Genomic DNA, 24,167 nt, shown 5'->3' on the forward strand with positions numbered 1-24,167 from the left:
GCTAGCGGCCGCTCGGTGATAAATGTTATTTATAAATTGCGTCCGGCTCTTTCAGTACCGGCTCGACTGTTTCCCAGGCGCCGTCCTTCTCGCTGCCCTCGAATTTCTGGAAGAAGCAGGAGTGGCGCCCGGTATGGCAGGCGATATCGCCGGCTTGCGCGACCTTCAGCAGCACCACGTCCTCATCGCAATCGAGACGGATTTCAAGCACCTTCTGCACGTGGCCGGATTCTTCGCCCTTATGCCACAGCTTCTTGCGCGAGCGGCTCCAGTACACGGCCTCGCCCAGCGCCACGGTTTTTGCCAGCGCATCGCGGTTCATCCAGGCGAACATCAACACGTCATTGGAACCGGCTTCCTGCGCGATGACCGGCACCAGCCCGTGCTCATCCCACTTCACTTTATTTAACCAGGTCGAACTCATGCCAGCCTCATCGGAATCTGTTGTGCGGCCATGAATTGCTTGGCCTCCTGTACCGTATGTTGTCCGTAATGGAAAATACTGGCCGCCAGTACCGCATCGGCGCGACCGATCTTGATGCCGTCAGCCAGGTCCTGCAAGCCGCCGACGCCGCCGGATGCAATCACCGGTATGCTCACCGCATTCGATACGCTGCTGGTCAATGCCAGGTCGAAGCCGATTTTGGTGCCATCGCGATCCATGCTGGTCAGCAGGATTTCGCCGGCGCCCAACTGCTCCATTTTTTGCGCCCATTCGATCGCATCCAGCCCGGTCGCCTTGCGGCCGCCGTGGGTGAAAACCTCCCATTTGCCGGGCGCTGTCTGTTTGGCGTCGATCGCCACCACGATGCATTGCGAGCCGTATTTACTGGCGGCATCGGCCACCAATTGCGGATTGGTCACTGCCGAAGTATTGATGCTGACTTTGTCGGCGCCGGCATTCAACAGGCGACGCACATCGTCAACCACGCGCACGCCCCCGCCTACCGTCAGCGGAATGAAGACTTGCGACGCCACGGCTTCGATAATGTGCAAAATCAAATCGCGGCCGTCGGATGAGGCGGTGATATCAAGAAAGGTCAGCTCGTCGGCCCCCTGCTCATCGTAACGGCGCGCAATTTCAACCGGGTCGCCGGCGTCGCGCAATTCGACAAAATTAACCCCTTTGACGACCCGACCATTGGTCACGTCAAGACAGGGGATGATACGTTTGGCGAGCGTCATGGTTGCTCAGCGTCAGGCTGCTCCGTCAATTCTGTGGCATCGATGTAGTCCGTCAACTCCTCGGTCAACTCATCTGCACGTTCCTGCGCTGAGCGCAGATCGAGCGTGCCTTCATAAATCGAACGACCGCAAATCACGGCCTCGATGCCTTCGTCCTGCACCGCGCACAGCGCCTCGACATCCTTGACGTTATGCACGCCGCCGGAGGCGATCACCGGGATCGTCATGCTTTGCGCCAGCTTGACGGTGGCTTCGAGATTGACGCCGCCCATCATGCCGTCGCGGCCGATGTCGGTGTAGACGATGGAAGCGCAGCCGTAATCTTCGAATTTCTTGGCCAGGTCGATCACTTCGTGACCGGACAACTTGCTCCAGCCGTCAGTTGCGACTTTGCCATCACGGGCATCCAGGCCGACGATGATCTGGCCGGGGAAGGCGCTGCAGGCGTCATGTAAAAAACCAGGGTTCTTGACCGCGGCGGTGCCGATGATGATGTAGCTGAGGCCGCCATCCAGATAACGCTCGATGGTGTCGAGGTCGCGGATGCCGCCGCCCAGTTGCACCGGGATTTCATCGACTTCATTGTCCAGCGCAAATTGACGCACCGCCTTGATGATAGCCTTGACCGCCGGTTCATTCTTCGGCTTGCCGGCAAAGGCGCCATTCAGGTCGACCAGATGCAGGCGGCGCGCGCCTTGTTTCAGCCAATGCAAGGCCATTTCACCCGGATCGTCGGAAAACACAGTGGCTTGGTCCATATCACCTTGTTTCAGGCGTACGCAGTGACCGTCTTTGAGGTCGATGGCAGGTATCAGCAGCATGGCTACAGTATGTGAGCAGAAAGGTTAGAAAAATGGATATGCGATGAATTGCAGACTTTACGGATTCCAATGAACAAAGTTCTTGTACAGCTGCAAACCGGCGCTTGCGCTCTTTTCCGGATGGAACTGCGTCGCGAAAATATTATCACGTGCGACGGCACAGCTAAACGCCGCGCCGTAAGTGGTCTGACCCACGGTATGTGCCGGCTCTGCGGGCGCCGCGTAATAACTATGGACGAAATAGAAATATGCATCATCGGCAATCCCACTCCAAAGCGGATGCGGCACCGACTGGCGAACCCGGTTCCAGCCCATTTGAGGCACTTTGAAACGCGAGCCGTCTTCCTGCAACTGACCATCCAGGCGGAAGCGCACGACTTTACCGGGGAGCAATCCCAGACCAGCAGTATCGCCCTCTTCGCTCCAGTCGAACAGCATCTGCTCGCCGACGCACACGCCAAACAACGGCTTGCTGCGCGCAGCCTCAAGCAGCGCCTCCTGCAATCCGGACTCGCGCAGACAGCGCATGCAATCCGGCATCGCGCCCTGGCCCGGCAATACCACGCGATCAGCGGCCTTGATGTCGGCCACCTCGCCGGAAATACGCACATCGGCTTCTGGCGCTACCTGGCGCAAGGCTTGCGCCACCGAGCGCAAATTGCCCATGCCATAGTCAACCACAACAATTTTGTTCATGATAAAAATTCAGGTCCGGGAAAGAATGCCGTTTGGTGCGAAACGGAATAAAAACATGCGCCGATTCCGGGTTCTACAAGCTGCCCTTGGTTGAAGGGATGGTGCCGGCTGCTCGCGCGTCCAGTTCTATCGCCATCCGCAGCGCGCGCCCAAAGGCCTTGAATACGGTTTCGCATTGATGGTGGGCATTTTCGCCGCGCAGATTGTCGATGTGCAAGGACACCAGCGCATGATTGACAAAGCCCTGGAAAAATTCATGGGTCAGATCGACATCGAAGCCGCCTATCATGGCGCGCTTGAACGGCACGTGGAATTCGAGCCCGGGACGACCGGAACAATCAATCACCACGCGCGACAACGCTTCATCCAGCGGCACATAGGAATGACCGTAGCGGCGGATGCCCTTCTTGTCGCCGATTGCCTTGGCAAAAGCCTGGCCCAGAGTAATGCCGACGTCTTCCACTGTGTGATGGGCATCGATGTGCAGGTCGCCATTGGCCTCGATGTCCAGATCGATCAGGCCGTGTCGCGCAATTTGATCCAGCATATGATCCAGAAACGGTACGCCGGTACGCAGCTTTTGCTGGCCGGTACCATCCAGATTGATGGCGACGCGGATTTGCGTCTCATTGGTGTTGCGGGTGATCTCTGCAGTTCTGGGCGTGGACATGTTCAGGTTGAGGCCAAAGTTACGATGCGAATGACGCGTTTGAGGCGTAGAGGAATTAGTGTACTAAATTATTTGGCACTTCGATTTACTACTGTAAGTTGCCAAGCAGCGGTTCAGTCAGGCCACCATTTTACCGATATTTTTTGGCAAACCCGGCATCGCGACCGGCATGGCTAACGATAATTGGCATTCAGGTTTTCCGCCCTGCAATTAACTTGTCTTACGGCATTCAAATGCGGTGGTAGAGCTTGAAAAAACACGCTCCACAACCGGTTCACCCGACCAGCTCGAGCGCATCCGGCTTGTCCAGTTGCGCCAGTCGCTGCTCAATCAACGCGCAATACTCCGGATTCAATTCGAAACCGACGAAATTCCGCCCGCAACGTCGCGCCGCCACCGCCGTCGTGCCGCTACCCATGAACGGGTCCAGCACGATGCCGCCGGGCGGGCAGGATGCCTTGATCATGCGCTCGACGATTTCCAGCGGTTTCTGGGTCGGATGATCGGCCCGCTCGGGATGCTCGCGGTGCAGCCGGGAAACGCTCCAGATATCTTTCGGGTTGTAACCCAGCTCCAGCCATTTGGCGCCGACAAAAATCGAGCGCGAGCGAGCTTTCTTGGTTTCGGCGTCGTAGGGAATCCGGATCGCGTCGAGATCGAAGTAATAATCCTTGGCGCGGGCAAAAAAACCAACCGTGTCATGCACCGACGAATAGCGCCTGGTGCCGCCGCCCATCGAAGGTACCCGGCGATCCCAGATGATTTCGTTGAGCATGGTCATGCGCTGTTTCAGCAGCACGAAGATTTCCGGCGAATAGCGCCAGGTCAGGAAAATATACAGGCTGCCGTTCGGCTTCAGCTTCGGCAATGCGGCATCGATCCACTGTTCGGTCCAGCGCAGGTAGGCCGCAGTATCGAGCTTGTCGGAGTCGTTGCCGTAATCCTTGCCCAAGCCGTACGGCGGGTCCGCCAGCAGCAAGTCCACCGATCCATCCGGGATGCGCGCCAAGCCTTGCAGCGCGTCCTCGCCATAAATCCGGTTGCGCCAATCGCTCATGCCGCCACTGCCATCAGCGATCTCATTTGGCGGGTTCTTTCAGGCGATATTCCGCTGACCGGGCATGTGCTTGCAAGCCCTCGCCGTAAGCCAGTTCGGCCGCAATCTTGCCCAAGGTCTGGGCCCCGGCTTCGCTGATATGGATCATGCTGGAACGCTTCTGGAAATCGTATACGCCGAGCGGCGACGAAAAGCGTGCGGTGCGCGAGGTCGGCAATACGTGATTCGGACCGGCGCAATAATCGCCCAGCGATTCCGATGAAAAACGTCCGAGGAACATGGCGCCGGCATGACGAATCCGGTCGGCCCAGCGCTGCGGATCGGCAGCTGAAATTTCCAGGTGTTCAGCCGCGATCAGATTGGCGATATCGCATGCTTGGTCCATGTCGCGCACGCTGATCAGCGCGCCGCGGTTGGTCAACGAAGTACGGATCACTTCATGTCGCGGCATCAGCGGCAGTTGGCGGTTGATGCTGGCTTCGACTTGCGCGATGTAGGCCGGATCCGGGCAGACCAGGATCGACTGCGCCAGCTCATCGTGCTCGGCTTGCGAAAACAAATCCATCGCGATCCAGTCGGGGTCGGTGGTGCCATCGCACAGCACCAGGATTTCCGACGGGCCGGCGATCATGTCAATGCCGACCGTACCGAACACACGACGCTTGGCAGCTGCGACATAGGCATTGCCGGGGCCGACAATCTTGTCGACCTGCGGCACCGTTGCGGTGCCATATGCCAGCGCAGCGACCGCCTGCGCGCCGCCGATCGTGAATACCCGATCGACTCCGGCGATAGCCGCAGCAGCCAGCACCAGTTCATTTTTGACGCCATCCGGCGTCGGCACCACCATGATGACTTCCTGCACCCCGGCGACCTTGGCCGGGATCGCATTCATCAGCACCGAGGACGGATAGGCGGCCTTGCCGCCGGGGACGTAAATGCCGACCCGGTCCAGCGGCGTGACCTTTTGCCCCAGCACATTGCCGTCGGCTTCGGTGTAGCTGAAGCCATCCGAACCGCACTCCGCTTTTTGCCGTTGATGGTAAGCGCGCACGCGGTCGGCAGCGGTTTGCAAAGCATCCCGGCGCGTCGGCGACAAGCCGGCCAGCGCCGCTTGCAATTCCTGCTGGCCGATTTCAAGTGTTGCAACGCTGCCGGCATTGAGGCGATCGAAGCGATTGGTGTACTCCAACACAGCGGCATCGCCGCGCGCTTTGACGTCGGCCAGAATCCGGGCCGCGGCCTGGTCGATTGCATCGTCTTCGCTCGCTTCAAATGCCAACACCGCCCTCAGTTGCGCATTGAAATCCGGCATCGCCGAATCGAGTTTCCTGATTGTTATGCTCATAGTGATCCGCGTTGCTTCGATAAGGGCACTCTAAAAACCTACTGCGCGGCGCAATCTCGGACCTGCGATGCTCACCCGCTCCGTACTGCTGCAGGAGTTGCAACTTCGTCGCTCCGACCTTGCGCCGCTCGCTACGGTTTTTAGAATGCCCATAACATCTTCGTAATTATTGAATCGCAGCTTTTTCGAACGCTTCCAGAATCGGTTGCAGCCGCTCGCGCTTCAGCTTCAGCGCAGCCTGATTGACCACCAGCCGCGATGAAATATCCATGATGTGTTCGACTTCGACCAGATTGTTGGCGCGCAAGGTGCCGCCGGTGCTGACCAGATCGACGATGGCATCGGCCAGCCCGACCAGCGGCGCCAGTTCCATCGAGCCGTACAACTTGATCAGGTCTACGTGCATCCCCTTGGCGGCAAAATGCTCGCGCGCGGTCAGCAGGTATTTGGTGGCAACGCGCAATCTGGCGCCTTGCCGAATCGCGCTGGCGTAATCGAAACCGGCCTGCACCGCCACCGACATCCGGCACTTTGCGATATCCAGGTCTATCGGTTGATACAGGCCTTCGCCGCCATGTTCCAGCAGCACATCCTTGCCGGCCACGCCGAAATCAGCCGCGCCGTATTGCACATAAGTCGGCACATCGGAAGCGCGCACGATGATCACATTGACCAGCGGATCGTTGGTCGCCAGGATCAACTTGCGCGAGGTCTCCGGATCTTCGGTGACGACAATGCCCGCGGCCTTCAGCAACGGCAGCGTTTCTTCGAAAATGCGGCCTTTGGACAAGGCCAGCGTTAATTTCTGGCTCATTTGATTCTTTCGATTTTGGCGCCGACCGTGGACAGCTTGCGCTCCATGTGGTCGTAGCCGCGATCCAGGTGATAAATGCGCTCGATCAGCGTCTCGCCTTGCGCCACCAGGCCGGCGATGACCAGCGAAGCCGAAGCGCGCAAGTCGGTTGCCATCACCGGCGCGCCAACCAGATGGTCGACGCCCTTGATGATCGCGGTATTGCCTTCGACATCAATCGCGGCGCCGAGACGGTTCATTTCCTGAACGTGCATGAAGCGATTTTCGAAAATCGTTTCGGTGACGTGGCTGGTGCCGTCGGCAATGCTGTTCAAGGCCATGAACTGCGCCTGCATGTCGGTCGGGAACCCCGGGTATTCGGTGGTGCGGAAGCTGATCGCCTTCGGCCGCGCTGCCATCTGCACCCGGATCCAGTCGTCGCCGGAAGTCAGGATCACGCCGGCTTCGCGCAACTTGTCGAGCGCGGCATCCAGGATATTGCTGCGGGTGTTTTTCAAGGTCACGTCGCCACCGGCGGCGGCTACCGCGCACAGGAAAGTGCCGGTTTCAATCCGGTCGGCAATCACGGCATGCTGCGCACCGTGCAATTTGTCGACGCCTTGAATCACCAGGCGATCGGTGCCGATGCCGTCGATCCTGGCGCCCATCGCCACCAGCAGGTTGGCGAGATCGCTCACTTCCGGTTCGCGCGCGGCATTTTCCAGTACTGTTTCGCCATCGGCCAGCGTTGCCGCCATCAGCAGGTTCTCGGTACCGGTCACGGTAATCATGTCAGTGACAATCCGGGTGCCTTTCAGCTTCTTCGCTTTGGCATGGATGTAGCCGGCCTCGATCGCGATCTCGGCGCCCATCGCCTGCAAGCCCTTGATGTGCTGATCGACCGGACGCGAGCCGATCGCGCAACCGCCCGGCAACGACACCTTGGCTTCGCCAAAGCGTGCCAACAACGGTCCCAGCACCAAAATCGAAGCGCGCATGGTTTTCACCATTTCATACGGCGCTTCCAGGCTATCGATGGCGTCGCCTTGCAATGTCACTGCGTGGCCGTCTTGCGTCGCCTTCAATCCCAGCTGGCGCAATAGCTTCAACATGGTCGACACATCGTGCAGATTGGGCACGTTGGTCAATTGCAATTGATCCGCGGTGAGCAGACCTGCACACAAAATCGGCAGCGCCGCGTTCTTGGCGCCGGAGATGGTGATCTCACCGGACAGGCGGTTACCGCCCTGTATCAATAATTTATCCATTTATTTATCCATGATGATGCAGCTTGAGCATGCATCCATTATTTCTGAAATTCCTCGGGAGTCAGGGTCTTCATCGACAACGCGTGGATTTCTTCACGCATGCGATCTCCCAACGCTGCATAAACCAGTTGGTGACGCTGTATCAGGCGCTTGCCGTCAAAGGCAGCCGAGACGATCACCGCATTGAAATGCTGACCATCGCCCTCGACTTCCAGGTGCGAGCATTCGAGGCCGGCAGCAATGTAACTTTTAACCAGATCGGGGGTCGGGAACATAATAATTCTCTCTTTAGTGCCGCAATTTATAACCGTGCTTCAACATCTGTACCGCCAGCGTCGCCAGCAATGCCAAAGACACGGAAATGACGGCCAGACTGATCAGCGGATTGATGTCCGACTGACCGAAAAATCCATAACGAAAGCCGTCGATCATATAAAAGAACGGATTCAAGTGGGATACCGCCTGCCAAAACGGCGGCAGCGAACGAATCGAATAGAACACGCCGGCCAGGAACGTCGCCGGCATGATCAGGAAATTCTGGAACGCCGCCAACTGGTCGAACTTGTCGGCCCAGATACCGGCGATCAAGCCCATGGTCCCCAGCAGCGCCGCGCCCAGCACTGCAAAGATGACTATCCACCACGGCGCCACGAACGACAGATTGGCGAACCAGGCGGTAATCACGAACACCCCCGAACCAACCGCCACGCCACGCACCACCGACGCCAGCACGTAGCCGCCGAACAGCTCCCAATGCGATAGCGGCGGCAACAGGACGAACACCAGGTTGCCGGTCATTTTCGACTGCGTCAACGACGACGAAGTATTGGCAAACGCGTTTTGCAACACGCTCATCATCACCAGGCCGGGAATCAGAAATGCCGTGTATTGCACACCCGGATAAACTTCGACGTGATCTTTCAAGGTATGCCCGAACACCAGCAAGTACAGCATCGCCGTCAGGATCGGCGCCGCGATGGTCTGCGTCGCGACTTTCCAGAAGCGCAGCACTTCCTTGTAAAACAGGGTTTGAAAGCCAATCATTTGACACCCTCCGCGCAGACTTCGCCGACCTTGGCGGGGGCCGTCTCGCCGCCCATGATCTGCAGGAACACATCTTCCAGATCGGCCTGCTGCAACTGCATGTCCTCGATCACCGCGCCGGCCTGGCGCAAGGTGGCCAGGATAGGTTCAACATCGGGATAGTCGTTGACGCGCAACGCAAACTTGTTGCCGTCGGCATGCAATACCAATGGCTGCAGCGCCGCCGGCAAACCGCCATTCGCCAGGTGCACCAGCAATTGCGAACCGGAAATCTGCTTGATCAGCGCCGAGGTCGAATCCAGCGCCACCACCTTGCCGAGCTTCAGCATCGCGATCCGATCGCATTGCTCCTGCGCTTCTTCCAGGTAGTGGGTGGTCAACACGACGGTGTGGCCTTCGCGGTTCAAGCGCGAAATGAATTGCCACAAGGTCTGGCGCAACTCGACATCGACGCCGGCGGTCGGCTCATCCAGCACAATCACCGGTGGCTTGTGCACCAGCGCCTGAGCCACCAGCACGCGCCGCTTCATGCCGCCGGATAGCGCGCGCATATTGGTATCGGCCTTATTGGTCAGGTCGAGGTTTTCCATCACCTCGTCGATCCATTTATCGTTATTTCTCAGGCCGAAGTAACCGGACTGCATGCGCAAGGTTTCGCGCACCGTGAAAAACGGATCGAACACCAGCTCCTGCGGCACTACGCCCAGCTTCCTGCGCGCCGCACGATAGTCGCTGACGACATCGTGACCGTGAATCGTGACGGTGCCGGAGTCGGACCGATTAAGGCCGGCGATGATCGAGATCAGCGTGGTTTTGCCAGCCCCGTTGGGACCCAGCAAACCAAAGAATTCGCCCTCTTCGATGGTCAGCGAAACACCGCCCAGCGCTTGCAGCGACTGGTAGCGTTTTTTGACATTGGTGATTTGTATGGCCGCCATAACGCCTGGATACGTACGATTAAAATGGTAGCGCCACCGGCGTTGCCTGAAGCAGAGCCTGGTGGCGAAACCTTTGATTATATTGGAATTCCAGGCCGAGAACCGGGGATGGGCGCAAACCCGAAAACATCCGAGGGAAGAGAAGGGAAATGGATTAGTGATATTCGGTGATGCGGCTGACTGGCTGCGGCGGCGTCGTTGTCAGCGACAACAGCTCGGCGACGCCATACAACTCGATCAGGCTTTGCAGATTGGCGGACAAGCCGGAAAAATGCAGCGTGCCGCCCTGCTTGCGGGCAGCTGATTGCCATGCCAACAATGTTGCAACGGCGGCCGAATCGACCGCCAGCACATTGCTCAGGTCTATCCCGGTCTCGCCCTCGGCGATGGCGCGCAAGCCCTCTTCCAGAGTGGCTTTGGCGTTGCTGACGGTGAGCGAGTGAGATGGCCTGAACATGGTGGTCAATCAATAAGGATATGTAATAACTTTCTTACTTTGCAGCTTTGGCGGCGGCAAGTTTCTGGTTCTTTTCAGTCAGCGTCTTGATCAGCCCGTCGATACCTGATTTGCCGATTTCGGAAGCAAAAGTCCCTTTATATGTTTCGACCAGCCAGGCGCCCAGCACGTTGACGTCATAGATTTTCCAGCCCGCGCCAATTTTTTCCATGTGGTAATCGAGTTGAATCGGCTCGCGACCCGACTGCACCACTGCCGAGCGCACTATCACGTCCGTGTCGGCCGCATCGCTGCGCATCGGCTTGAGTTCGATGGTCTGGTCATGCACTTGGGAAAACGCCCCGGAATAAGTGCGGATCAACAGGATGCGGAACTGCTCGATCAGCTGTTTTTGCTGCTCCGGCGTCGCTTCACGCCAGTAGCGCCCGGCTGCCAATGCGGTTGTATGCTCAAAGTTGACATACGGCATGATCTTTTCTTCAACCAGCGCCTTGATACGCTCCTTATTGCCGCCCTGAATGCTCTTGTCAGCCTTGGCGGTATTCAACACATCCAGGCTGATACGTTTCACCAGTGCATCCGGCGCTTCCTGCGCAAAGGAGGCGCCAGAAAATGCCAAGCTACCAAAAGTCAGTGTCACCGCTAGGTATTTCTTGAAGATATTCATGTTTTTCCAATAATTTTAGTGATTGTTGGCGGATGCTACAGCTGCCTCGCTCCCGGCACCCGCTAAGACGGCAACTGCCACCACAGGTTCCCGCACCGCAGCATGACACGCGCCGCGGGTGCAAGGCAAGCCATGCTTACTCAGCAGGCTTGGTCGTTGCCGGCTTATCCGCAGGCGCATCTTCATCGTTGCCGCGAATCTGGCTTTGACGACGTTGAGTATAGGCGTCGCGCACGAATTCGTATTTGTCGAGAGCGGCGTCTTCCAGCATTTCAGAAGCATCCAGCAAATTGGCGCGCTTATCGATCAGGCGCACCACCGAGCCGGTATTGCGCCAGCGCACCGGATATTTGTAGGACCACAAATCGCCGCGGAAATCGACCGGCAGCGCGGCGGTATCGCGAATATTGGATGGTCCGAACAATGGCAACACCAGATATGGGCCGGATCCTACGCCCCATTTACCAAGAGTTTGACCAAAATCTTTATTGTGCTTTTGCAAGCCGGCTTCGGAGCTGACGTCCAGCAAACCACCCAGACCAAAGGTGGTATTGACCGCCACCCGCATCACGTCCGAGGTGCCGTCCGCGACATTGCCTTGCAAGAAGCCGTTGACCGAACTCCAGATATCGCCAAGATTGCCAAAAAAGTTATGTACGCCGGTTTGCACAAATGACGGCAGCCAGTTCCGGTAGGCGGTAGCGACCGGCTTCAGGGCAACCTTGTCAACGGTGTCGTTAAAGCTGAACATCGCCCGGTTGTAGCCTTCCAGCGGGTCCTGCGGGTTATGGGTAGTGGCGCAGCCGCTCAACGCGGCGATCATGGCAACGGCAGCCAAGCGAGTCATGTTGGTCATTTCGATTCTTCCTTTCCGTCTGCAGCTTTGCTGTATAAAAACTGACTGATCAGGTTCTCCAGCACAATCGCAGATTGTGTCAATTTAATCGTGTCGCCGGCAGCCAGGTCCTTGCTGTCGCCGCCCGGTTCGATGCCGATATATTGCTCGCCCAACAAGCCGGCAGTCAGTATTTTGGCCGAACTATCTTTCGGGAACTTGTAGCGTTGGTCCATGTTCAAGGCCACTACCGCCTGGAAATGCTTGTCGTCGAAATTGATGGAAGCGACCCGGCCGACCACCACGCCCGCGCTCCTGACCGCGGCACGCGCTTTCAAGCCGCCGATATTGTCGAATTTGGCCGTCACCTGATAGGTTTTATCATAGGTCGTGGCACTCAGGTTGCCTGCTTTCAACGCCAGAAAAGCCAACGCCAGTACACCCACCAGCACGAAGAAGCCGACCCAGACATCTACAGATTTTTGTTGCATGATTCATCACCTTAAAAATACCATCCGGCATTTACTCAATCGCCGACATACTGCCACAGCTCCGTGCAGCTACGCCGCTCTTCGTGAATAAACCCTGGAGAAAATAAGCCGCAAGAAATAAACTCAGCTAAACATCAATGCCGTCAACAGGAAATCCAGCGCCAGCACCGCCAGCGATGAAATCACGACGGTACGCGTAGTGGCCCGCGCCACACCCTCCGGCGTCGGTTGCGCCTCATAGCCCTGCCACACTGCCACGAACGTCACGGCGACCCCGAACACAACACTTTTCAACACGCCGTTGGCAATATCCAGCCAGACATCGACCCCGCCCTGCATCTGCGACCAGAACGCACCTTCATCGACGCCAATCAGTTTTACGCCGACCAGATAACCGCCGAATACGCCCAGCGCGCTGAACAACGCCGCCAGCATCGGCATCGCTGCCACACCGGCCCAGAAGCGCGGCGCCACCACGCGCTGCAGCGGATTGACCGCCATCATTTCCATCGCCGACAACTGCTCGCCGGCTTTCATCAGCCCGATCTCGGCAGTCAGCGAAGTACCGGCGCGGCCGGCGAACAGCAAGGCGGTCACCACCGGCCCCAGTTCGCGCACCAGCGACAACGCCACCAGCAAACCCAGCGCCTGTTCGGAGCCGTATTTGTTCAGCGTGTAATACCCCTGCAAGCCCAGCACGCAACCGACAAACAAACCGGACACGCCGATGATGACCAGGGAATAGTTACCGATGAAATGAATCTGATCGGTGATCAGCCGCGGCCGCCGCCACAAGCCAGCCGACGCCTGCAAAATGGAAAAGAACATGCGCGTCGCCAGGCCCAGGCCGATCAGGGACTCGCGCAGTTTGCGCCCCAGCGCGCCAAGTACGTTGCTGATCATCGAGACACCTCCAGCCCCAGATCCGCGGCCAGCGACTTGCCGGGATAATGGAACGGCACCGGCCCATCGGATTCGGCATGCACAAATTGCTTCACATACGGGTGCGTCGATTCCAGCATTTCCGCCGGCGTACCTTGCGCGACAATTTGGCCTTGCGACAGGAAATAAACGTAATCGGCAATCGCGAATGATTCGTGGATATCGTGCGAGACCAGGATAGAAGTCGAACCCAGCGCGTCATTCAGCTGGCGAATCAAGTTGGCGGTCACGCCCATCGAAATCGGGTCCAGACCGGCAAACGGTTCGTCATACATGATCAGCGAGGGGTCCAGCGCAACCGCCCGCGCCAGCGCCACCCGGCGCGCCATGCCGCCGGAAATTTCCGAAGGCTTGAGTTGTGCCGCATTGCGCAGGCCGACCGCATTCAACTTCAACAAGACCAGGTTGTGGATTAATTCAGGCGGCAAATCGGTATGCTCGCGCAACGGGAAGGCGACATTTTCAAATGCCGTGAGGTCGGTAAACAGCGCGCCGCCCTGGAACAACATCCCCATCTTGCGCCGCAACGCGTACAAGGCCGCGGTGTCGAGCTTGTGCACGACCTGGCCGTCGACGCTGACAGTGCCCGCTTGCGGACTCAGCTGACCGCCGATCAGCCGCAGAATCGTGGTCTTGCCTGAGCCGGAGCCGCCCATGACGGCGATCACTTTACCGCGCGGAAAGTCCATGTCGAGCGCCGACAAAATCGACCTCTCACCATAGCCAAACTGCAAATCCCGGATTTCGACGATATTTGACACAGCATCCACCGACTTAAACAAAGGCCGTATTGTAGTACAAATGCAACAATCGTTCCGAGCGAGACGATAGCGCACTCGCCTGCATGTGCCGCCGTTACAACAGTTTAATAGCTGTTAAAAACAGTTTTCAAAAAAAGGCTGCCCAGAGGAAAAATTGTGATGCAGCAAGTACAAGAAAAAAGAGCATGTTTGCGCGTTAATTCGCAAACATGCTCCTTTACCACCACGACAACCACTCAACGACTAGCGGTTAGCGCGGCAATACCGACGCCCCCATCAAGAATTCATCGACGGCGCGCGCGCATTGACGGCCCTCGCGGATTGCCCATACCACCAACGATTGACCGCGCCGCATATCGCCTGCGGCAAAGACCTTGTCGACCGAGGTTTGATAGCAGCCGTCGCCGTCGGTGCTCGCCTTGGCATTGCCGCGCGCATCCTTGTCGACGCCGAACGCGTCCAGCACCTGTGCCACCGGCGATACGAAACCCATCGCCAGGAACACCAGATCGGCCTTCATTTCGAATTCGGAATTCGGCACTTCTTGCATCTTGCCGTCCTTCCATTCGACCCGCGCCGCGACCAGTTTCTCGACTTTGCCGTTTTTGCCTTCCAGGCGCTTGGTCGCCACCGCCCAGTCGCGCTCGCAGCCTTCTTCATGCGAAGAAGAGGTGCGCAGTTTGGTTGGCCAGTACGGCCATACCAAGGGCTTGTTTTCCTGCTCCGGCGGTTGCGGCATCAGTTCGAACTGCGAAATCGACGCGGCGCCCTGACGGTTGGAAGTGCCGACGCAATCGGAACCGGTATCGCCGCCGCCGATCACCACCACATGCTTGCCTTTAGCCAGGATCTGGTCCTTGACCTTGTCGCCGGCATTGACCTGATTTTGTTGCGGCAGGAAATCCATCGCAAAATGCACGCCCTTCAGCTCCCGCCCCGGCACCGGCAAGTCGCGCGGCTGCTCGGCGCCGCCGGCGATCACGACGGCGTCGAAATCAGCCATCAGCTCTTCCGGGAAAATGGTCTTCTTGGCCCAGTTATTCACATTGGCCGGGAAATCCTTGCCGATCAACACGCTGGTGCGGAACACCACGCCCTCCGCCTCCATCTGCGCCACGCGGCGGTCGATATGCGATTTTTCCATCTTGAAATCGGGGATGCCGTAACGCAGCAAGCCGCCGACCCGATCGCTTTTTTCAAACACGGTGACCGCATGGCCAACCCGCGCCAACTGTTGCGCGGCAGCCAGGCCGGCCGGGCCGGAGCCGACCACGGCGACTTTCTTGCCGGTCTTGACCAGCGGCGGTTGCGGCACGATCCAGCCGTTTTCCCAACCCTTGTCGACGATGAAATGTTCGATCGACTTGATCCCTACCGGGTCGCTATTGATCCCCAGCGTGCAGGCGCTTTCGCATGGCGCCGGGCAAATGCGGCCGGTAAATTCCGGGAAGTTATTGGTCGATTGCAAAGTCTCCAGCGCTTCCTGATACGCACCGCGATACACCAGGTCGTTCCAGTCGGGGATGATGTTATTGACCGGACAGCCGCTGTTACAGAACGGAATCCCGCAATCCATGCAGCGCGCGCCCTGGATCTTGGCCTCGCCGTCGCCCAGTTGCAGGATGAATTCCTTGTAATGCTTCTTGCGTGCCTGCGGCGCTTCATAGGTTTCGCCGACGCGCTGAAATTCCATAAAACCTGTTACTTTTCCCATTTTCCACTCACATTCTTTCTACCGAATTCAGCAAGGCCGGGCCATGCCGGCACTCTCGATCTCACTACCGGAGTCGGACTAAGCAAGCGCTTTTTCCTTGACCGGCTTAACGCTTTTGACCGCGTTCAATTCACCCAGCGCCCGCTTGTATTCGGTCGGGAACACCTTGACGAACTTGCTGCGCGAAGCCACCCAGTTGTCCAGCAAATTGCGTGCGCGCGTGCTGCCGGTGTATTTGAAATGGCGCTCGATCAAGCCCTTCAAAATCGCCTCGTCGACTTGCGCTTCGCCGCCTATGCTGTGCCAGATCGCGCGGTCTATCGTGGCTTCCTGCTCGCCCTGGCTCAACACCGGCTCCAGCGCCACCATGGACAAATTGCATTGCGCGCCGAACTCGCCGTCCGGGTCGTACACATAAGCCACCCCGCCCGACATGCCGGCGCCGAAGTTGCGGCCGGTTGCGCCCAGCACCACCACCGTGCCGCCGGTCATGTATTCGCAGCCGTGATCGCCCGTGCCTTCGACCACTGCGATGGCGCCCGAATTGCGCACCGCAAAGCGCTCGCCGGCAACGCCGTTGATGAAGGCTTCGCCTGCAATCGCACCGTACAACACGGTGTTGCCGACAATAATATTGTCGACCGCACGACCGCGGAATTCGGTGTTGGGACGGACGATAATGCGGCCGCCGGAAAGTCCCTTGCCGACGTAATCGTTGCCTTCGCCGACCAGGTCCAAGGTGATGCCGTGCGCCAGGAACGCGCCGGCCGATTGGCCCGCGGTGCCCTGCAGCTGGATGTGGATGGTGTCGTCGGGCAGACCTTCGTGGCCGTATTTTTTCGCCACTTCGCCGGACAGCATGGCGCCGACAGTGCGGTTCAAATTCTTGATCGGCGAGATGAACGACACCCGCTCGCCCTTGTCCAGCGCCGCCTTGGCCTGCGCAATCAGCTTGTTGTCGAGCGCCTTCTGCAGACCGTGATCCTGCTCTTCGGTGTGGTAATACACCCCGCCTTCAGCCAGCGCCGGCTGATAGAAAATACGGCTGAAATCAAGCCCCTGCGCCTTCCAGTGAGTAATCGCCCGCGACTTGTCCAACAGGTCGGCGCGACCGATCAATTCATTGAAAGTGCGCAGTCCCAGCTGCGCCATGATCTGCCGCACCTCTTCCGCGATGAAGAAGAAGAAATTGACCACGTGCTCCGGTTTGCCGGAGAACTTGGAGCGCAGCACCGGATCTTGCGTCGCGACCCCGACCGGGCAAGTATTCAAATGGCATTTGCGCATCATGATGCAGCCTTCGACCACCAGCGGCGCGGTCGCAAAACCGAATTCGTCCGCCCCCAGCAAAGCGCCGATCACGACATCGCGGCCGGTTTTCATCTGGCCGTCGGCCTGCACCCGGATCCGGTTGCGCAAGCCGTTCAGCACCAGGGTTTGCTGCGTTTCCGCCAGGCCCAATTCCCATGGGGCGCCGGCATGTTTGATCGACGACAACGGCGAAGCGCCGGTACCGCCGTCATGGCCCGCGATCACGACGTGATCGGACTTGGCTTTGGCGACGCCGGCGGCGACCGTGCCGACCCCGACTTCGGATACCAGCTTGACCGAGATCGAGGCTCTTGGATTGACGTTTTTAAGGTCGTGAATCAGCTGCGCCAAATCTTCGATCGAATAAATATCGTGATGTGGCGGCGGCGAAATCAGGCCGACACCGGGCACCGAGAAACGCAGCTTGGCGATGTACTCGGATACTTTATGCCCCGGCAGCTGGCCTCCCTCGCCGGGCTTGGCGCCTTGCGCCATCTTGATCTGGATCTGGTCGGCGGAGATCAGGTATTCGGTCGTCACCCCGAAGCGGCCGGACGCCACCTGCTTGATCCTGGAACGCAAGGAATCGCCGGCTTGCAACGGGATATCGACTTCGATCCGGTCCTTGCCGATCACCGACGCCAGCGTTTCGCCTTGCTTGATCGGGATGCCCTTCAGCTCTTGACGATAGCGATTTTCATCCTCGCCGCCCTCACCGGTGTTCGACTTGCCGCCGATACGATTCATCGCCACCGCCAAGGTCGCATGCGCTTCGGTCGAGATCGAACCGAGCGACATCGCGCCGGTCGCAAAGCGCTTGACGATTTCCTTGGCCGGTTCGACTTCGTCCAGCGCAATCGCCTTGCTCGGATCGAGCTTGAACTCGAACAAGCCGCGCAAGGTCATGTGGCGCTTCGATTGATCGTTGATCAGTTGCGCGTATTCCTTATAGCTATTGAAATTATTGGCGCGAGTCGAGTGCTGCAATTTGGCGATCGCATCCGGCGTCCACATATGATCTTCGCCGCGCACCCGGTACGCGTATTCGCCGCCGGCGTCGAGCGCGTTGGCCAGCACCGGATCGTCGCTGAACGCAGCGCGATGCAGGCGCAACGCTTCTTCAGCGACTTCGAATACGCCTATCCCTTCGACATTCGATGCGGTGCCCTTGAAATACTTCTGGGTCATGCTCTTGTTGAGACCGATCGCTTCGAAAATCTGCGCGCCGCAATACGACATGTAAGTCGAAATGCCCATCTTCGACATCACTTTCATCAGGCCCTTGCCGATCGCCTTCTGGAAGTTGTAAATCGCCTTGTCCGCAGTCAAAGCGCCCGGCAATCCCTTGGCCATTTCGGTCAGCGTATCCATTGCCAGATACGGATGGATGGCTTCGGCGCCGTAGCCGCCCAGCAGCGCAAAATGATGTGTTTCGCGCGCGGAACCGGTTTCCACCACCAGGCCGGTAGAGGTGCGCAAGCCCTTGCTCACCAGATGCTGGTGAATCGCCGACGTCGCCAGCAGCGCCGGAATCGCGACATGCTCGGCATCGACCTTGCGGTCGGAAATGATCAGGATGTTGTGGCCGGATTTGACCGCATCGACGGCTTTCGCGCACAGCGATGCCAGACGCGCCTCGATCCCCTCCCGGCCCCAGGCCACCGGATAGCAAATGTTCAGCTCATGCGATTTGAACTTGCCGCCGGTATGCGCGCTGATATTGCGCAATTTGGCGATGTCGGCGTAATTCAGGATCGGTTGCGACACTTCCAGACGCATCGGCGGGTTGATGTTGTTGGTGTCCAGCATGTTCGGCTTGGGTCCGACGAAGGACACCAGCGACATCACCATCGCTTCGCGGATCGGGTCGATCGGCGGGTTGGTCACTTGCGCGAACAGCTGCTTGAAATAGTTGTACAGCGTCTTGTTCTTGTTGGACATCACCGCCAGCGGCGAGTCGTTGCCCATCGAGCCGATCGCTTCTTCCGCCGCGGCGGCCATCGGCGACATCAGGAACTTGATGTCTTCCTGGGTGTAGCCGAACAACTGCTGCAGTTCCAGCAAAGGCACGCTGGAGCCGGCTTCGGCTGGCTCCGCCTTGAGCGCATCGAGCTTGACCCGCACCGACGCAATCCACTGCTTGTACGGCTTGGCGTTGGCGTAAGTGTCCTTCAGTTCCTTGTCGTCGATGATGCGGCCGGCATCGAGATCGATCAGGAACATCTTGCCCGGTTGCAAACGCCATTTCTGGATGATCTTCGACTCTGGAATCGGCAGTACGCCGGACTCCGATGCCATCACCACCAGATCGTCGTCGGTCACGATGTAACGCGCCGGCCGCAGGCCGTTGCGGTCTAGCGTGCCGCCGATATGGCGACCGTCGGTAAACGCCATCGCCGCCGGGCCGTCCCAGGGCTCCATCATCGCTGCGTGATATTCGTAGAAAGCGCGCCGATTGTCGTTCATCGTCGCGTGGTTTTCCCAGGCTTCCGGGATCATCATCATCATTGCCTGCGCAATCGGATAACCGGCCATCAGCAGCAATTCAAGCACATTGTCGAAGCAGGCGGTATCGGATTGGCCTTCATAAATCAGCGGAAACAGCTTGCGCAGATCGTCGCCCAGCACGGCCGATTTCAGCACGCCTTCGCGCGCCCGCATCCAGTTGAAATTGCCTTTGACGGTATTGATCTCGCCGTTATGCGCCAACAGGCGATACGGGTGCGCCAGCGGCCATTCGGGGAAAGTATTGGTGGAGAAACGCTGGTGCACCAATGCCAGTGCCGATTCACAGCGCGGATCTTGCAAATCCTTGTAATACACGCCGACCTGATCGGCCAGCAGCAAGCCCTTGTACACCACCGTGCGCGCCGACATCGACGGCACGAAGAATTCTTTGCCGTGCAACAGATTCAAGGCCTGAATCGCGTGGCCGGACGATTTGCGAATCACGTACAACTTGCGTTCCAACGCATCGGTAACCATGATGTCGGGACCGCGGCCGATAAAAATCTGGCGAATCACGGGTTCCTTGTCGCGCACCGTCGGCGACATCGGCATCTCGATATCGACCGGCACCGCACGCCATCCCAACACGACCTGACCTTCGGCCAGCACCGCACGCTCGATTTCCTGCTCGCAAGCGATGCGGGACGCGTTTTCTTTCGGCAGGAACACCATGCCGACGCCGTATTCGCCGGGCGGCGGCAGCGCCACGCCCTGCTTCGCCATCTCTTCGCGGTAATACTGGTCGGGCAGCTGGATCAGAATGCCGGCGCCGTCGCCCATCAGCTTATCGGCACCCACGGCACCCCGATGGTCGAGATTTTTCAGGATGAGCAAGCCCTGCTCGACGATCGAATGACTCTTCTTGCCTTTGATATGAGCAATGAAGCCCACACCACAGGCATCATGTTCATTGGTCGGGTCGTATAAACCTTGCGCATGCATAACGGCAACTCCACCACATTGTCAGTAAGGACATTGAGAATAGAGCAGACCAGAATAGACTTCAACCACAACAATTGGGGTCAGAGTCAAATTAAAAATCTAATGTTACGCAACATATTTAAATGGGGACATAGTCAATGTGGCAACTTTCCTTCAACCAACGCTCAAGGACTTATTTTGACGATGCACTGCTCTCATCGGCCTCAGACACGCCAGCAGGCTCTTTAAATGGTCGACCGCGCTTGCCGGGGCGAACCCGAAGATTGCCTTGCCGCTCAAGGCTGCGTTTGAATTTTTCCGAGCCCAACGCCCAACCCTTGTTGGTTGCGTCAACGAGTTCCGCCATCTCGCCTGACGTGAGTGCTTGCTCAGCCATTGCCTTATATGCAGCCTCGCGATCGAAAGGTGTATTGCCCAGTGCCCAGTACAGCGGATGATCCACAATCAAGCCATCCGGCCTAATCCCGACATGGTGCAAATAGCTCGACCACGGATACTCGCCGGGCGCAGCAACGAGGCCGGCACGCACCGGATTGAGCTCGATGTAACGGCTACAAAGCATGAAATACCGCTCGGTATCGATCACCGTCGCCTTGTAACGTCCCTGCCACAAGGTACCGACCCGTCCGTATTTTTGATTGAAATACGGCACGTAATATCGACCCACCCATTGCATCACACGTGCCAAACCTTGCGCATCAGCCGGCGTCGCCAGCAAATGGATGTGATTGGTCATCAGGACATAGGCGTGTATCTGCACCTTGTACTGCTTGGCGCCATCCTTCAGCCAGGCCAGGAAAGCCGAATAGTCTTCGGTCTCGCGGAAAATTGCCTGGCGGTCGATGCCACGCTGGATCAGGTGGTGCGGCTGTTTGGGGATGACGAGTCGGGGTAAGCGGGCCATGAGCAGGAGGCATTCGATGGTTATTGATAGTCGTATTCTAAGCAATAATACGACTCCGACCCCAATTAAAATAATCAATCGAAAAATTAATTTGACTCTGACCCCAATTATTTGATTATTTCCGCGTGTACTGCGATGAATATGCCACCCTGCAGCATCGAAATTGGCAGGCTTGCCAAACCCCGCGGTAGGTTTTTAGAGACGCCCTTTATTCTTTTAATTTGAGATACAGGGCTTCAACCTTCGCGCGTGCCCAGGGTGTCTTTCTGAGAAATTTGAGACTGGACTTCACACTGGGATCGCTTTGGAAACAGCGGATATCAATCAGTTGTCCAAGCCCATCCCAGCCATAGTGATCCACCAGCGCAATCAGTATATTTTCCAGGGTAATGCCGTGAAGCTGGTCTTTTGGCTTTTCTTGGTTCATGACGTTTGTGTATCTATTAGCTGAATCACCAGCTGCCGCATTGCTTGGTTTTATCACTTCGCTTCTTCAATCCGCGTGAAACGCTGCACCATTGCCCCGTCGACTTCGACCAGTTCAAAAAATACCGCGCTTGGCCGCGTCCAGATCGAACCGTTCGCGGCGCGATAAACGATCATCGTTACCGTGGGGTCCGATTCCAGTGTGGCCTCGCAGACGAAATCGTAAATCCCGCCTTTGAAATGTCTATATTGCATCCGAATTTTTCCTGATTTCTGCGACGGCGACCTTATTCAGCATCGAATTCCGCCGCTGCCTTTGCCGTCCCGAGCGCTTTGTTGTGACTCTCGAAAGGAGCGTCATAGCTATCGACCTCGCCATTCTCGCCGACGAAATGAGTCCACCAGCCGCCATCGCCCTGGACAATCGCTATGTCGCCGGGGCCGCAATGCGCGGGGATGGTTTCGCCGCGCTCCAGCGTAACAATGTTCGTGTTTCTGTGTTTAACAACTACTGGCATCTTGCTCTCCCTTTGGGCACTTCGAAAAACCGTAGCGAGCGGCTCAAGGTCGGGGCGACGAGATTGCCACACCTGCAGCCGTACGGAAGTACGGCGAGCATCACAGCCCCGAGATTTCCGGGCTTGCAAAACCCTGCAGTAGGTTTTTCGAGGCGCCCCATTTGCATCGCTAAAATCCCACTGTAACCGCACAGTCGCGCAGTCATTAGGGGATCAACAGGGTGTTGCAGAGCGTATTTAACGGAATGCCGGTTCGCTGAAGCTGCGCAACTTGCGGCTATGCAGTTGTTCCACGCCTTGATTGCGCAACAATTCCAGCGCCTTAATGCCTATCTTCAGATGTTGATTGACGCGCTGTTCATAAAAGCGATTAGCCATGCCGGGCAATTTGATTTCGCCGTGCAAAGGTTTATCGGATACGCATAGCAAGGTGCCGTAGGGTACACGGAAACGGAAGCCGTTGGCGGCAACAGTTGCGCTTTCCATATCCAGCGCGATGGCACGGCTTTGATTGAAGCGCAACAGCGGCATCCGGTGGTCGCGCAACTCCCAGTTGCGGTCATCGACCGAGGCCACGGTGCCGGTACGCATGATGCGCTTGAGCTCATAGCCTTCCAGCTGGGTGATATGGGCGACCGCATCCTGCAGCGCCAGTTGCACTTCGGCCAGCGCCGGCACCGGCACCCATAGCGGCAAATCGTCGTCCAGCACGTGATCGTCGCGCACATACGCATGGGCCAGCACATAGTCGCCCATCCGCTGCGACGCCGACAGCCCGGCACAATGCCCCAGCATGATCCAGCCATGCGGACGCAATACGGCGATATGGTCGGTGATGGTTTTGGCGTTCGACGGGCCCACGCCGATATTGATCAGCGTAATGCCCGAGCCGTCTGCGCGCTGCAAATGATAGGCCGGCATTTGCGGCTGGCGCGCCGGGGCGACGCCGTTGATCGCACGGTCCGCCGGCAAATCGAGGTTGGCATTCCAGGTAGTCAAATCGCCGGGTTCGACAAACGCGGTGTATTGCTGGCGATATGCGCGCTGCTCGGGGTCGCTGCTGACTTGCATCAGCTCGCGTCCCATGCGAATGAATTCATCGACATAAAACGCATAGTTGGTGAACAGAACGTAGCGTTGAAAACGATCCGGTGAAGTGGCCGTGTAATGCTTCAGGCGATGCAGCGAATAATCGATGCGCGGCGCCGTAAACAAAGCCAGCGGATGCGGTTCGCCCGCTTGTTCTTCATAGGTGCCATTGACGATGCGGTCATCCATCGTCGACAGGTTCGGCAGATCGAAGATATCCGGCAAGTCGCGCAAATGGTCCGGGTCGAGATTGCCTTCGACGTGTATCCCTTCGGAGAAGGCGAAGTGAACCGGAATCGGCATTTCGCTGACGCCGATTTCCAAAGGCACATCGTGATTTTCACGCAGCAATTTGAACTGGCTGACCAGGTAGTTGGTATACAGCGTCGGCTGCGTCAGCGTGGTTTGATACACCCCGGGGCGCGCCACATAGCCGAATGAGCGCCGGGTATCGGCCCGGGTATTGAATTCCGTAGTGATCCGCACAAACGGATAACAGGCGCGCACCCGGCCCGGCAATACCTCGCCGCTGGCAAAGCGCTTGAAAGCGTCGCGCAACAGCGCGGTATGGTGCTCGTAAATTTCGCGCACGCGTTCAACCGCGGCGGTGGGATCGGTAAATTGCTCAGTCGGGAACATTGACTCTCCGTGGTGACATCGACAAATACGACAACGCCGGTGTCGGCGTCGCCGACCGGACTTCCATGTCCGGTCGGTAAGAATCAATTTTACTGGGATTGGCGCACGAGAGGTGGAAGCCGGGCTTGCCAAACCCAGCAGAC

Annotated in this window: 25 protein-coding genes; all 25 read right to left on the bottom strand. The window is 57.8% G+C overall.

Translation table 11 applies throughout. The annotated features are described in order from the left end of the window. Window positions 1–25: 25 nt before the first annotated feature. Window positions 26–424 carry a phosphoribosyl-AMP cyclohydrolase gene (hisI, locus tag ACFPM8_RS03075; RefSeq protein ID WP_378994868.1) on the bottom strand — a complete coding sequence of 133 codons (399 nt, stop codon included), beginning with the start codon at window positions 422–424 and terminating at the stop codon, window positions 26–28. Continuing rightward, on the bottom strand, window positions 421–1,185 hold the full coding sequence (hisF, locus tag ACFPM8_RS03080; protein WP_378994870.1) for an imidazole glycerol phosphate synthase subunit HisF: 765 nt from the start codon (window positions 1,183–1,185) through the stop codon (window positions 421–423). The genes hisI and hisF overlap by 4 nt, the downstream gene beginning before the upstream one ends. Then, window positions 1,182–2,006 carry a 1-(5-phosphoribosyl)-5-[(5-phosphoribosylamino)methylideneamino]imidazole-4-carboxamide isomerase gene (hisA, locus tag ACFPM8_RS03085; RefSeq protein ID WP_378994872.1) on the bottom strand — a complete coding sequence of 275 codons (825 nt, stop codon included), beginning with the start codon at window positions 2,004–2,006 and terminating at the stop codon, window positions 1,182–1,184. Before hisA ends, hisF begins: the two co-directional genes overlap by 4 nt. 57 nt (window positions 2,007–2,063) lie before the next feature. Beyond that, window positions 2,064–2,702 carry an imidazole glycerol phosphate synthase subunit HisH gene (hisH, locus tag ACFPM8_RS03090; protein ID WP_378994874.1) on the bottom strand — a complete coding sequence of 213 codons (639 nt, stop codon included), beginning with the start codon at window positions 2,700–2,702 and terminating at the stop codon, window positions 2,064–2,066. A 73-nt stretch (window positions 2,703–2,775) separates the two neighbouring features. Continuing rightward, the gene (hisB, locus tag ACFPM8_RS03095; RefSeq protein ID WP_378994876.1) at window positions 2,776–3,372 is read right to left on the bottom strand and encodes an imidazoleglycerol-phosphate dehydratase HisB; all 597 of its coding nucleotides are present in this window, start codon (window positions 3,370–3,372) and stop codon (window positions 2,776–2,778) included. A gap of 274 nt (window positions 3,373–3,646) precedes the next feature. Beyond that, complete coding sequence (locus ACFPM8_RS03100) at window positions 3,647–4,429, bottom strand: DNA-methyltransferase (RefSeq protein WP_378994878.1); 783 nt, start codon at window positions 4,427–4,429, stop codon at window positions 3,647–3,649. 22 nt (window positions 4,430–4,451) lie between these two features. Further along, window positions 4,452–5,777, bottom strand: a complete 1,326-nt coding sequence (gene hisD, locus ACFPM8_RS03105) for a histidinol dehydrogenase (protein ID WP_378994880.1) — start codon at window positions 5,775–5,777, stop codon at window positions 4,452–4,454. A 166-nt stretch (window positions 5,778–5,943) separates the two neighbouring features. Continuing rightward, entirely contained in the window at window positions 5,944–6,591 is a 648-nt protein-coding gene (hisG, locus tag ACFPM8_RS03110; protein WP_378994882.1) for an ATP phosphoribosyltransferase, read from the bottom strand. Continuing rightward, a complete protein-coding gene (murA, locus tag ACFPM8_RS03115) occupies window positions 6,588–7,838 on the bottom strand; it encodes a UDP-N-acetylglucosamine 1-carboxyvinyltransferase (protein ID WP_378994883.1) in 1,251 nt (416 codons plus the stop codon). The genes hisG and murA overlap by 4 nt, the downstream gene beginning before the upstream one ends. Window positions 7,839–7,876: 38 nt before the next feature. Then, window positions 7,877–8,113: a BolA family protein gene (locus tag ACFPM8_RS03120; RefSeq protein WP_378994885.1), complete on the bottom strand. Its 237-nt coding sequence runs from the start codon at window positions 8,111–8,113 to the stop codon at window positions 7,877–7,879. Between the two features lie 13 nt (window positions 8,114–8,126). Beyond that, window positions 8,127–8,882 (bottom strand): ABC transporter permease, encoded by a 756-nt coding sequence (locus ACFPM8_RS03125; RefSeq protein ID WP_378994887.1) that lies wholly within the window; start codon window positions 8,880–8,882, stop codon window positions 8,127–8,129. Further along, window positions 8,879–9,820: an ABC transporter ATP-binding protein gene (locus ACFPM8_RS03130; protein WP_378994889.1), complete on the bottom strand. Its 942-nt coding sequence runs from the start codon at window positions 9,818–9,820 to the stop codon at window positions 8,879–8,881. Before ACFPM8_RS03130 ends, ACFPM8_RS03125 begins: the two co-directional genes overlap by 4 nt. 154 nt (window positions 9,821–9,974) lie before the next feature. Then, window positions 9,975–10,277 (bottom strand): STAS domain-containing protein, encoded by a 303-nt coding sequence (locus ACFPM8_RS03135; RefSeq protein WP_378994892.1) that lies wholly within the window; start codon window positions 10,275–10,277, stop codon window positions 9,975–9,977. Between the two features lie 34 nt (window positions 10,278–10,311). Continuing rightward, window positions 10,312–10,944 (bottom strand): MlaC/ttg2D family ABC transporter substrate-binding protein, encoded by a 633-nt coding sequence (locus tag ACFPM8_RS03140; RefSeq protein ID WP_378994894.1) that lies wholly within the window; start codon window positions 10,942–10,944, stop codon window positions 10,312–10,314. Between the two features lie 136 nt (window positions 10,945–11,080). Continuing rightward, entirely contained in the window at window positions 11,081–11,800 is a 720-nt protein-coding gene (locus tag ACFPM8_RS03145; RefSeq protein ID WP_378994896.1) for an MlaA family lipoprotein, read from the bottom strand. Then, window positions 11,797–12,270, bottom strand: a complete 474-nt coding sequence (mlaD, locus tag ACFPM8_RS03150) for an outer membrane lipid asymmetry maintenance protein MlaD (RefSeq protein ID WP_378994898.1) — start codon at window positions 12,268–12,270, stop codon at window positions 11,797–11,799. Before mlaD ends, ACFPM8_RS03145 begins: the two co-directional genes overlap by 4 nt. A gap of 123 nt (window positions 12,271–12,393) precedes the next feature. Then, window positions 12,394–13,173: a lipid asymmetry maintenance ABC transporter permease subunit MlaE gene (gene mlaE / locus ACFPM8_RS03155; RefSeq protein WP_378994900.1), complete on the bottom strand. Its 780-nt coding sequence runs from the start codon at window positions 13,171–13,173 to the stop codon at window positions 12,394–12,396. Beyond that, window positions 13,170–13,973 carry an ABC transporter ATP-binding protein gene (locus ACFPM8_RS03160; protein ID WP_378994902.1) on the bottom strand — a complete coding sequence of 268 codons (804 nt, stop codon included), beginning with the start codon at window positions 13,971–13,973 and terminating at the stop codon, window positions 13,170–13,172. The genes mlaE and ACFPM8_RS03160 overlap by 4 nt, the downstream gene beginning before the upstream one ends. Before the next feature lie 250 nt (window positions 13,974–14,223). Further along, window positions 14,224–15,687 (bottom strand): glutamate synthase subunit beta, encoded by a 1,464-nt coding sequence (locus ACFPM8_RS03165; protein WP_378994904.1) that lies wholly within the window; start codon window positions 15,685–15,687, stop codon window positions 14,224–14,226. 78 nt (window positions 15,688–15,765) lie between these two features. Beyond that, window positions 15,766–20,448 carry a glutamate synthase-related protein gene (locus tag ACFPM8_RS03170; RefSeq protein ID WP_378994906.1) on the bottom strand — a complete coding sequence of 1,561 codons (4,683 nt, stop codon included), beginning with the start codon at window positions 20,446–20,448 and terminating at the stop codon, window positions 15,766–15,768. A 172-nt stretch (window positions 20,449–20,620) separates the two neighbouring features. After that, window positions 20,621–21,352 (bottom strand): transposase, encoded by a 732-nt coding sequence (locus ACFPM8_RS03175; RefSeq protein WP_378995721.1) that lies wholly within the window; start codon window positions 21,350–21,352, stop codon window positions 20,621–20,623. A gap of 208 nt (window positions 21,353–21,560) precedes the next feature. Next, the gene (locus tag ACFPM8_RS03180) at window positions 21,561–21,779 is read right to left on the bottom strand and encodes a VF530 family protein (protein WP_378994908.1); all 219 of its coding nucleotides are present in this window, start codon (window positions 21,777–21,779) and stop codon (window positions 21,561–21,563) included. A 53-nt stretch (window positions 21,780–21,832) separates the two neighbouring features. Continuing rightward, a complete protein-coding gene (locus ACFPM8_RS03185) occupies window positions 21,833–22,033 on the bottom strand; it encodes a DUF1653 domain-containing protein (RefSeq protein WP_378994910.1) in 201 nt (66 codons plus the stop codon). 32 nt (window positions 22,034–22,065) lie between these two features. Next, entirely contained in the window at window positions 22,066–22,296 is a 231-nt protein-coding gene (locus tag ACFPM8_RS03190) for a hypothetical protein (protein ID WP_378994912.1), read from the bottom strand. A gap of 237 nt (window positions 22,297–22,533) precedes the next feature. Beyond that, window positions 22,534–24,024 carry an AMP nucleosidase gene (locus ACFPM8_RS03195; protein WP_378994914.1) on the bottom strand — a complete coding sequence of 497 codons (1,491 nt, stop codon included), beginning with the start codon at window positions 24,022–24,024 and terminating at the stop codon, window positions 22,534–22,536. Between the last annotated feature and the right edge of the window lie 143 nt (window positions 24,025–24,167).

The sequence above is a fragment of the Paraherbaspirillum soli genome (assembly GCF_042654985.1).
Lineage (GTDB): Bacteria > Pseudomonadota > Gammaproteobacteria > Burkholderiales > Burkholderiaceae_D > Paraherbaspirillum > Paraherbaspirillum soli.

Coding starts and splice junctions, on each gene's coding strand:
- ACFPM8_RS03165 (WP_378994904.1), bottom strand. CDS start 15,687: ATGGGAAAAGTAACAGGTTTTATGGAATTTCAGCGCGTCGGCGAAACC.
- ACFPM8_RS03195 (WP_378994914.1), bottom strand. CDS start 24,024: ATGTTCCCGACTGAGCAATTTACCGATCCCACCGCCGCGGTTGAACGC.
- ACFPM8_RS03175 (WP_378995721.1), bottom strand. CDS start 21,352: ATGGCCCGCTTACCCCGACTCGTCATCCCCAAACAGCCGCACCACCTG.
- ACFPM8_RS03125 (WP_378994887.1), bottom strand. CDS start 8,882: ATGATTGGCTTTCAAACCCTGTTTTACAAGGAAGTGCTGCGCTTCTGG.
- hisI (WP_378994868.1), bottom strand. CDS start 424: ATGAGTTCGACCTGGTTAAATAAAGTGAAGTGGGATGAGCACGGGCTG.
- ACFPM8_RS03145 (WP_378994896.1), bottom strand. CDS start 11,800: ATGACCAACATGACTCGCTTGGCTGCCGTTGCCATGATCGCCGCGTTG.
- hisG (WP_378994882.1), bottom strand. CDS start 6,591: ATGAGCCAGAAATTAACGCTGGCCTTGTCCAAAGGCCGCATTTTCGAA.
- hisH (WP_378994874.1), bottom strand. CDS start 2,702: ATGAACAAAATTGTTGTGGTTGACTATGGCATGGGCAATTTGCGCTCG.
- mlaD (WP_378994898.1), bottom strand. CDS start 12,270: ATGCAACAAAAATCTGTAGATGTCTGGGTCGGCTTCTTCGTGCTGGTG.
- hisB (WP_378994876.1), bottom strand. CDS start 3,372: ATGTCCACGCCCAGAACTGCAGAGATCACCCGCAACACCAATGAGACG.
- ACFPM8_RS03135 (WP_378994892.1), bottom strand. CDS start 10,277: ATGTTCAGGCCATCTCACTCGCTCACCGTCAGCAACGCCAAAGCCACT.
- ACFPM8_RS03185 (WP_378994910.1), bottom strand. CDS start 22,033: ATGCAATATAGACATTTCAAAGGCGGGATTTACGATTTCGTCTGCGAG.
- murA (WP_378994883.1), bottom strand. CDS start 7,838: ATGGATAAATTATTGATACAGGGCGGTAACCGCCTGTCCGGTGAGATC.
- ACFPM8_RS03130 (WP_378994889.1), bottom strand. CDS start 9,820: ATGGCGGCCATACAAATCACCAATGTCAAAAAACGCTACCAGTCGCTG.
- hisA (WP_378994872.1), bottom strand. CDS start 2,006: ATGCTGCTGATACCTGCCATCGACCTCAAAGACGGTCACTGCGTACGC.
- mlaE (WP_378994900.1), bottom strand. CDS start 13,173: ATGATCAGCAACGTACTTGGCGCGCTGGGGCGCAAACTGCGCGAGTCC.
- ACFPM8_RS03170 (WP_378994906.1), bottom strand. CDS start 20,448: ATGCATGCGCAAGGTTTATACGACCCGACCAATGAACATGATGCCTGT.
- hisF (WP_378994870.1), bottom strand. CDS start 1,185: ATGACGCTCGCCAAACGTATCATCCCCTGTCTTGACGTGACCAATGGT.
- ACFPM8_RS03180 (WP_378994908.1), bottom strand. CDS start 21,779: ATGAACCAAGAAAAGCCAAAAGACCAGCTTCACGGCATTACCCTGGAA.
- ACFPM8_RS03120 (WP_378994885.1), bottom strand. CDS start 8,113: ATGTTCCCGACCCCCGATCTGGTTAAAAGTTACATTGCTGCCGGCCTC.
- hisD (WP_378994880.1), bottom strand. CDS start 5,777: ATGAGCATAACAATCAGGAAACTCGATTCGGCGATGCCGGATTTCAAT.
- ACFPM8_RS03140 (WP_378994894.1), bottom strand. CDS start 10,944: ATGAATATCTTCAAGAAATACCTAGCGGTGACACTGACTTTTGGTAGC.
- ACFPM8_RS03100 (WP_378994878.1), bottom strand. CDS start 4,429: ATGAGCGATTGGCGCAACCGGATTTATGGCGAGGACGCGCTGCAAGGC.
- ACFPM8_RS03190 (WP_378994912.1), bottom strand. CDS start 22,296: ATGCCAGTAGTTGTTAAACACAGAAACACGAACATTGTTACGCTGGAG.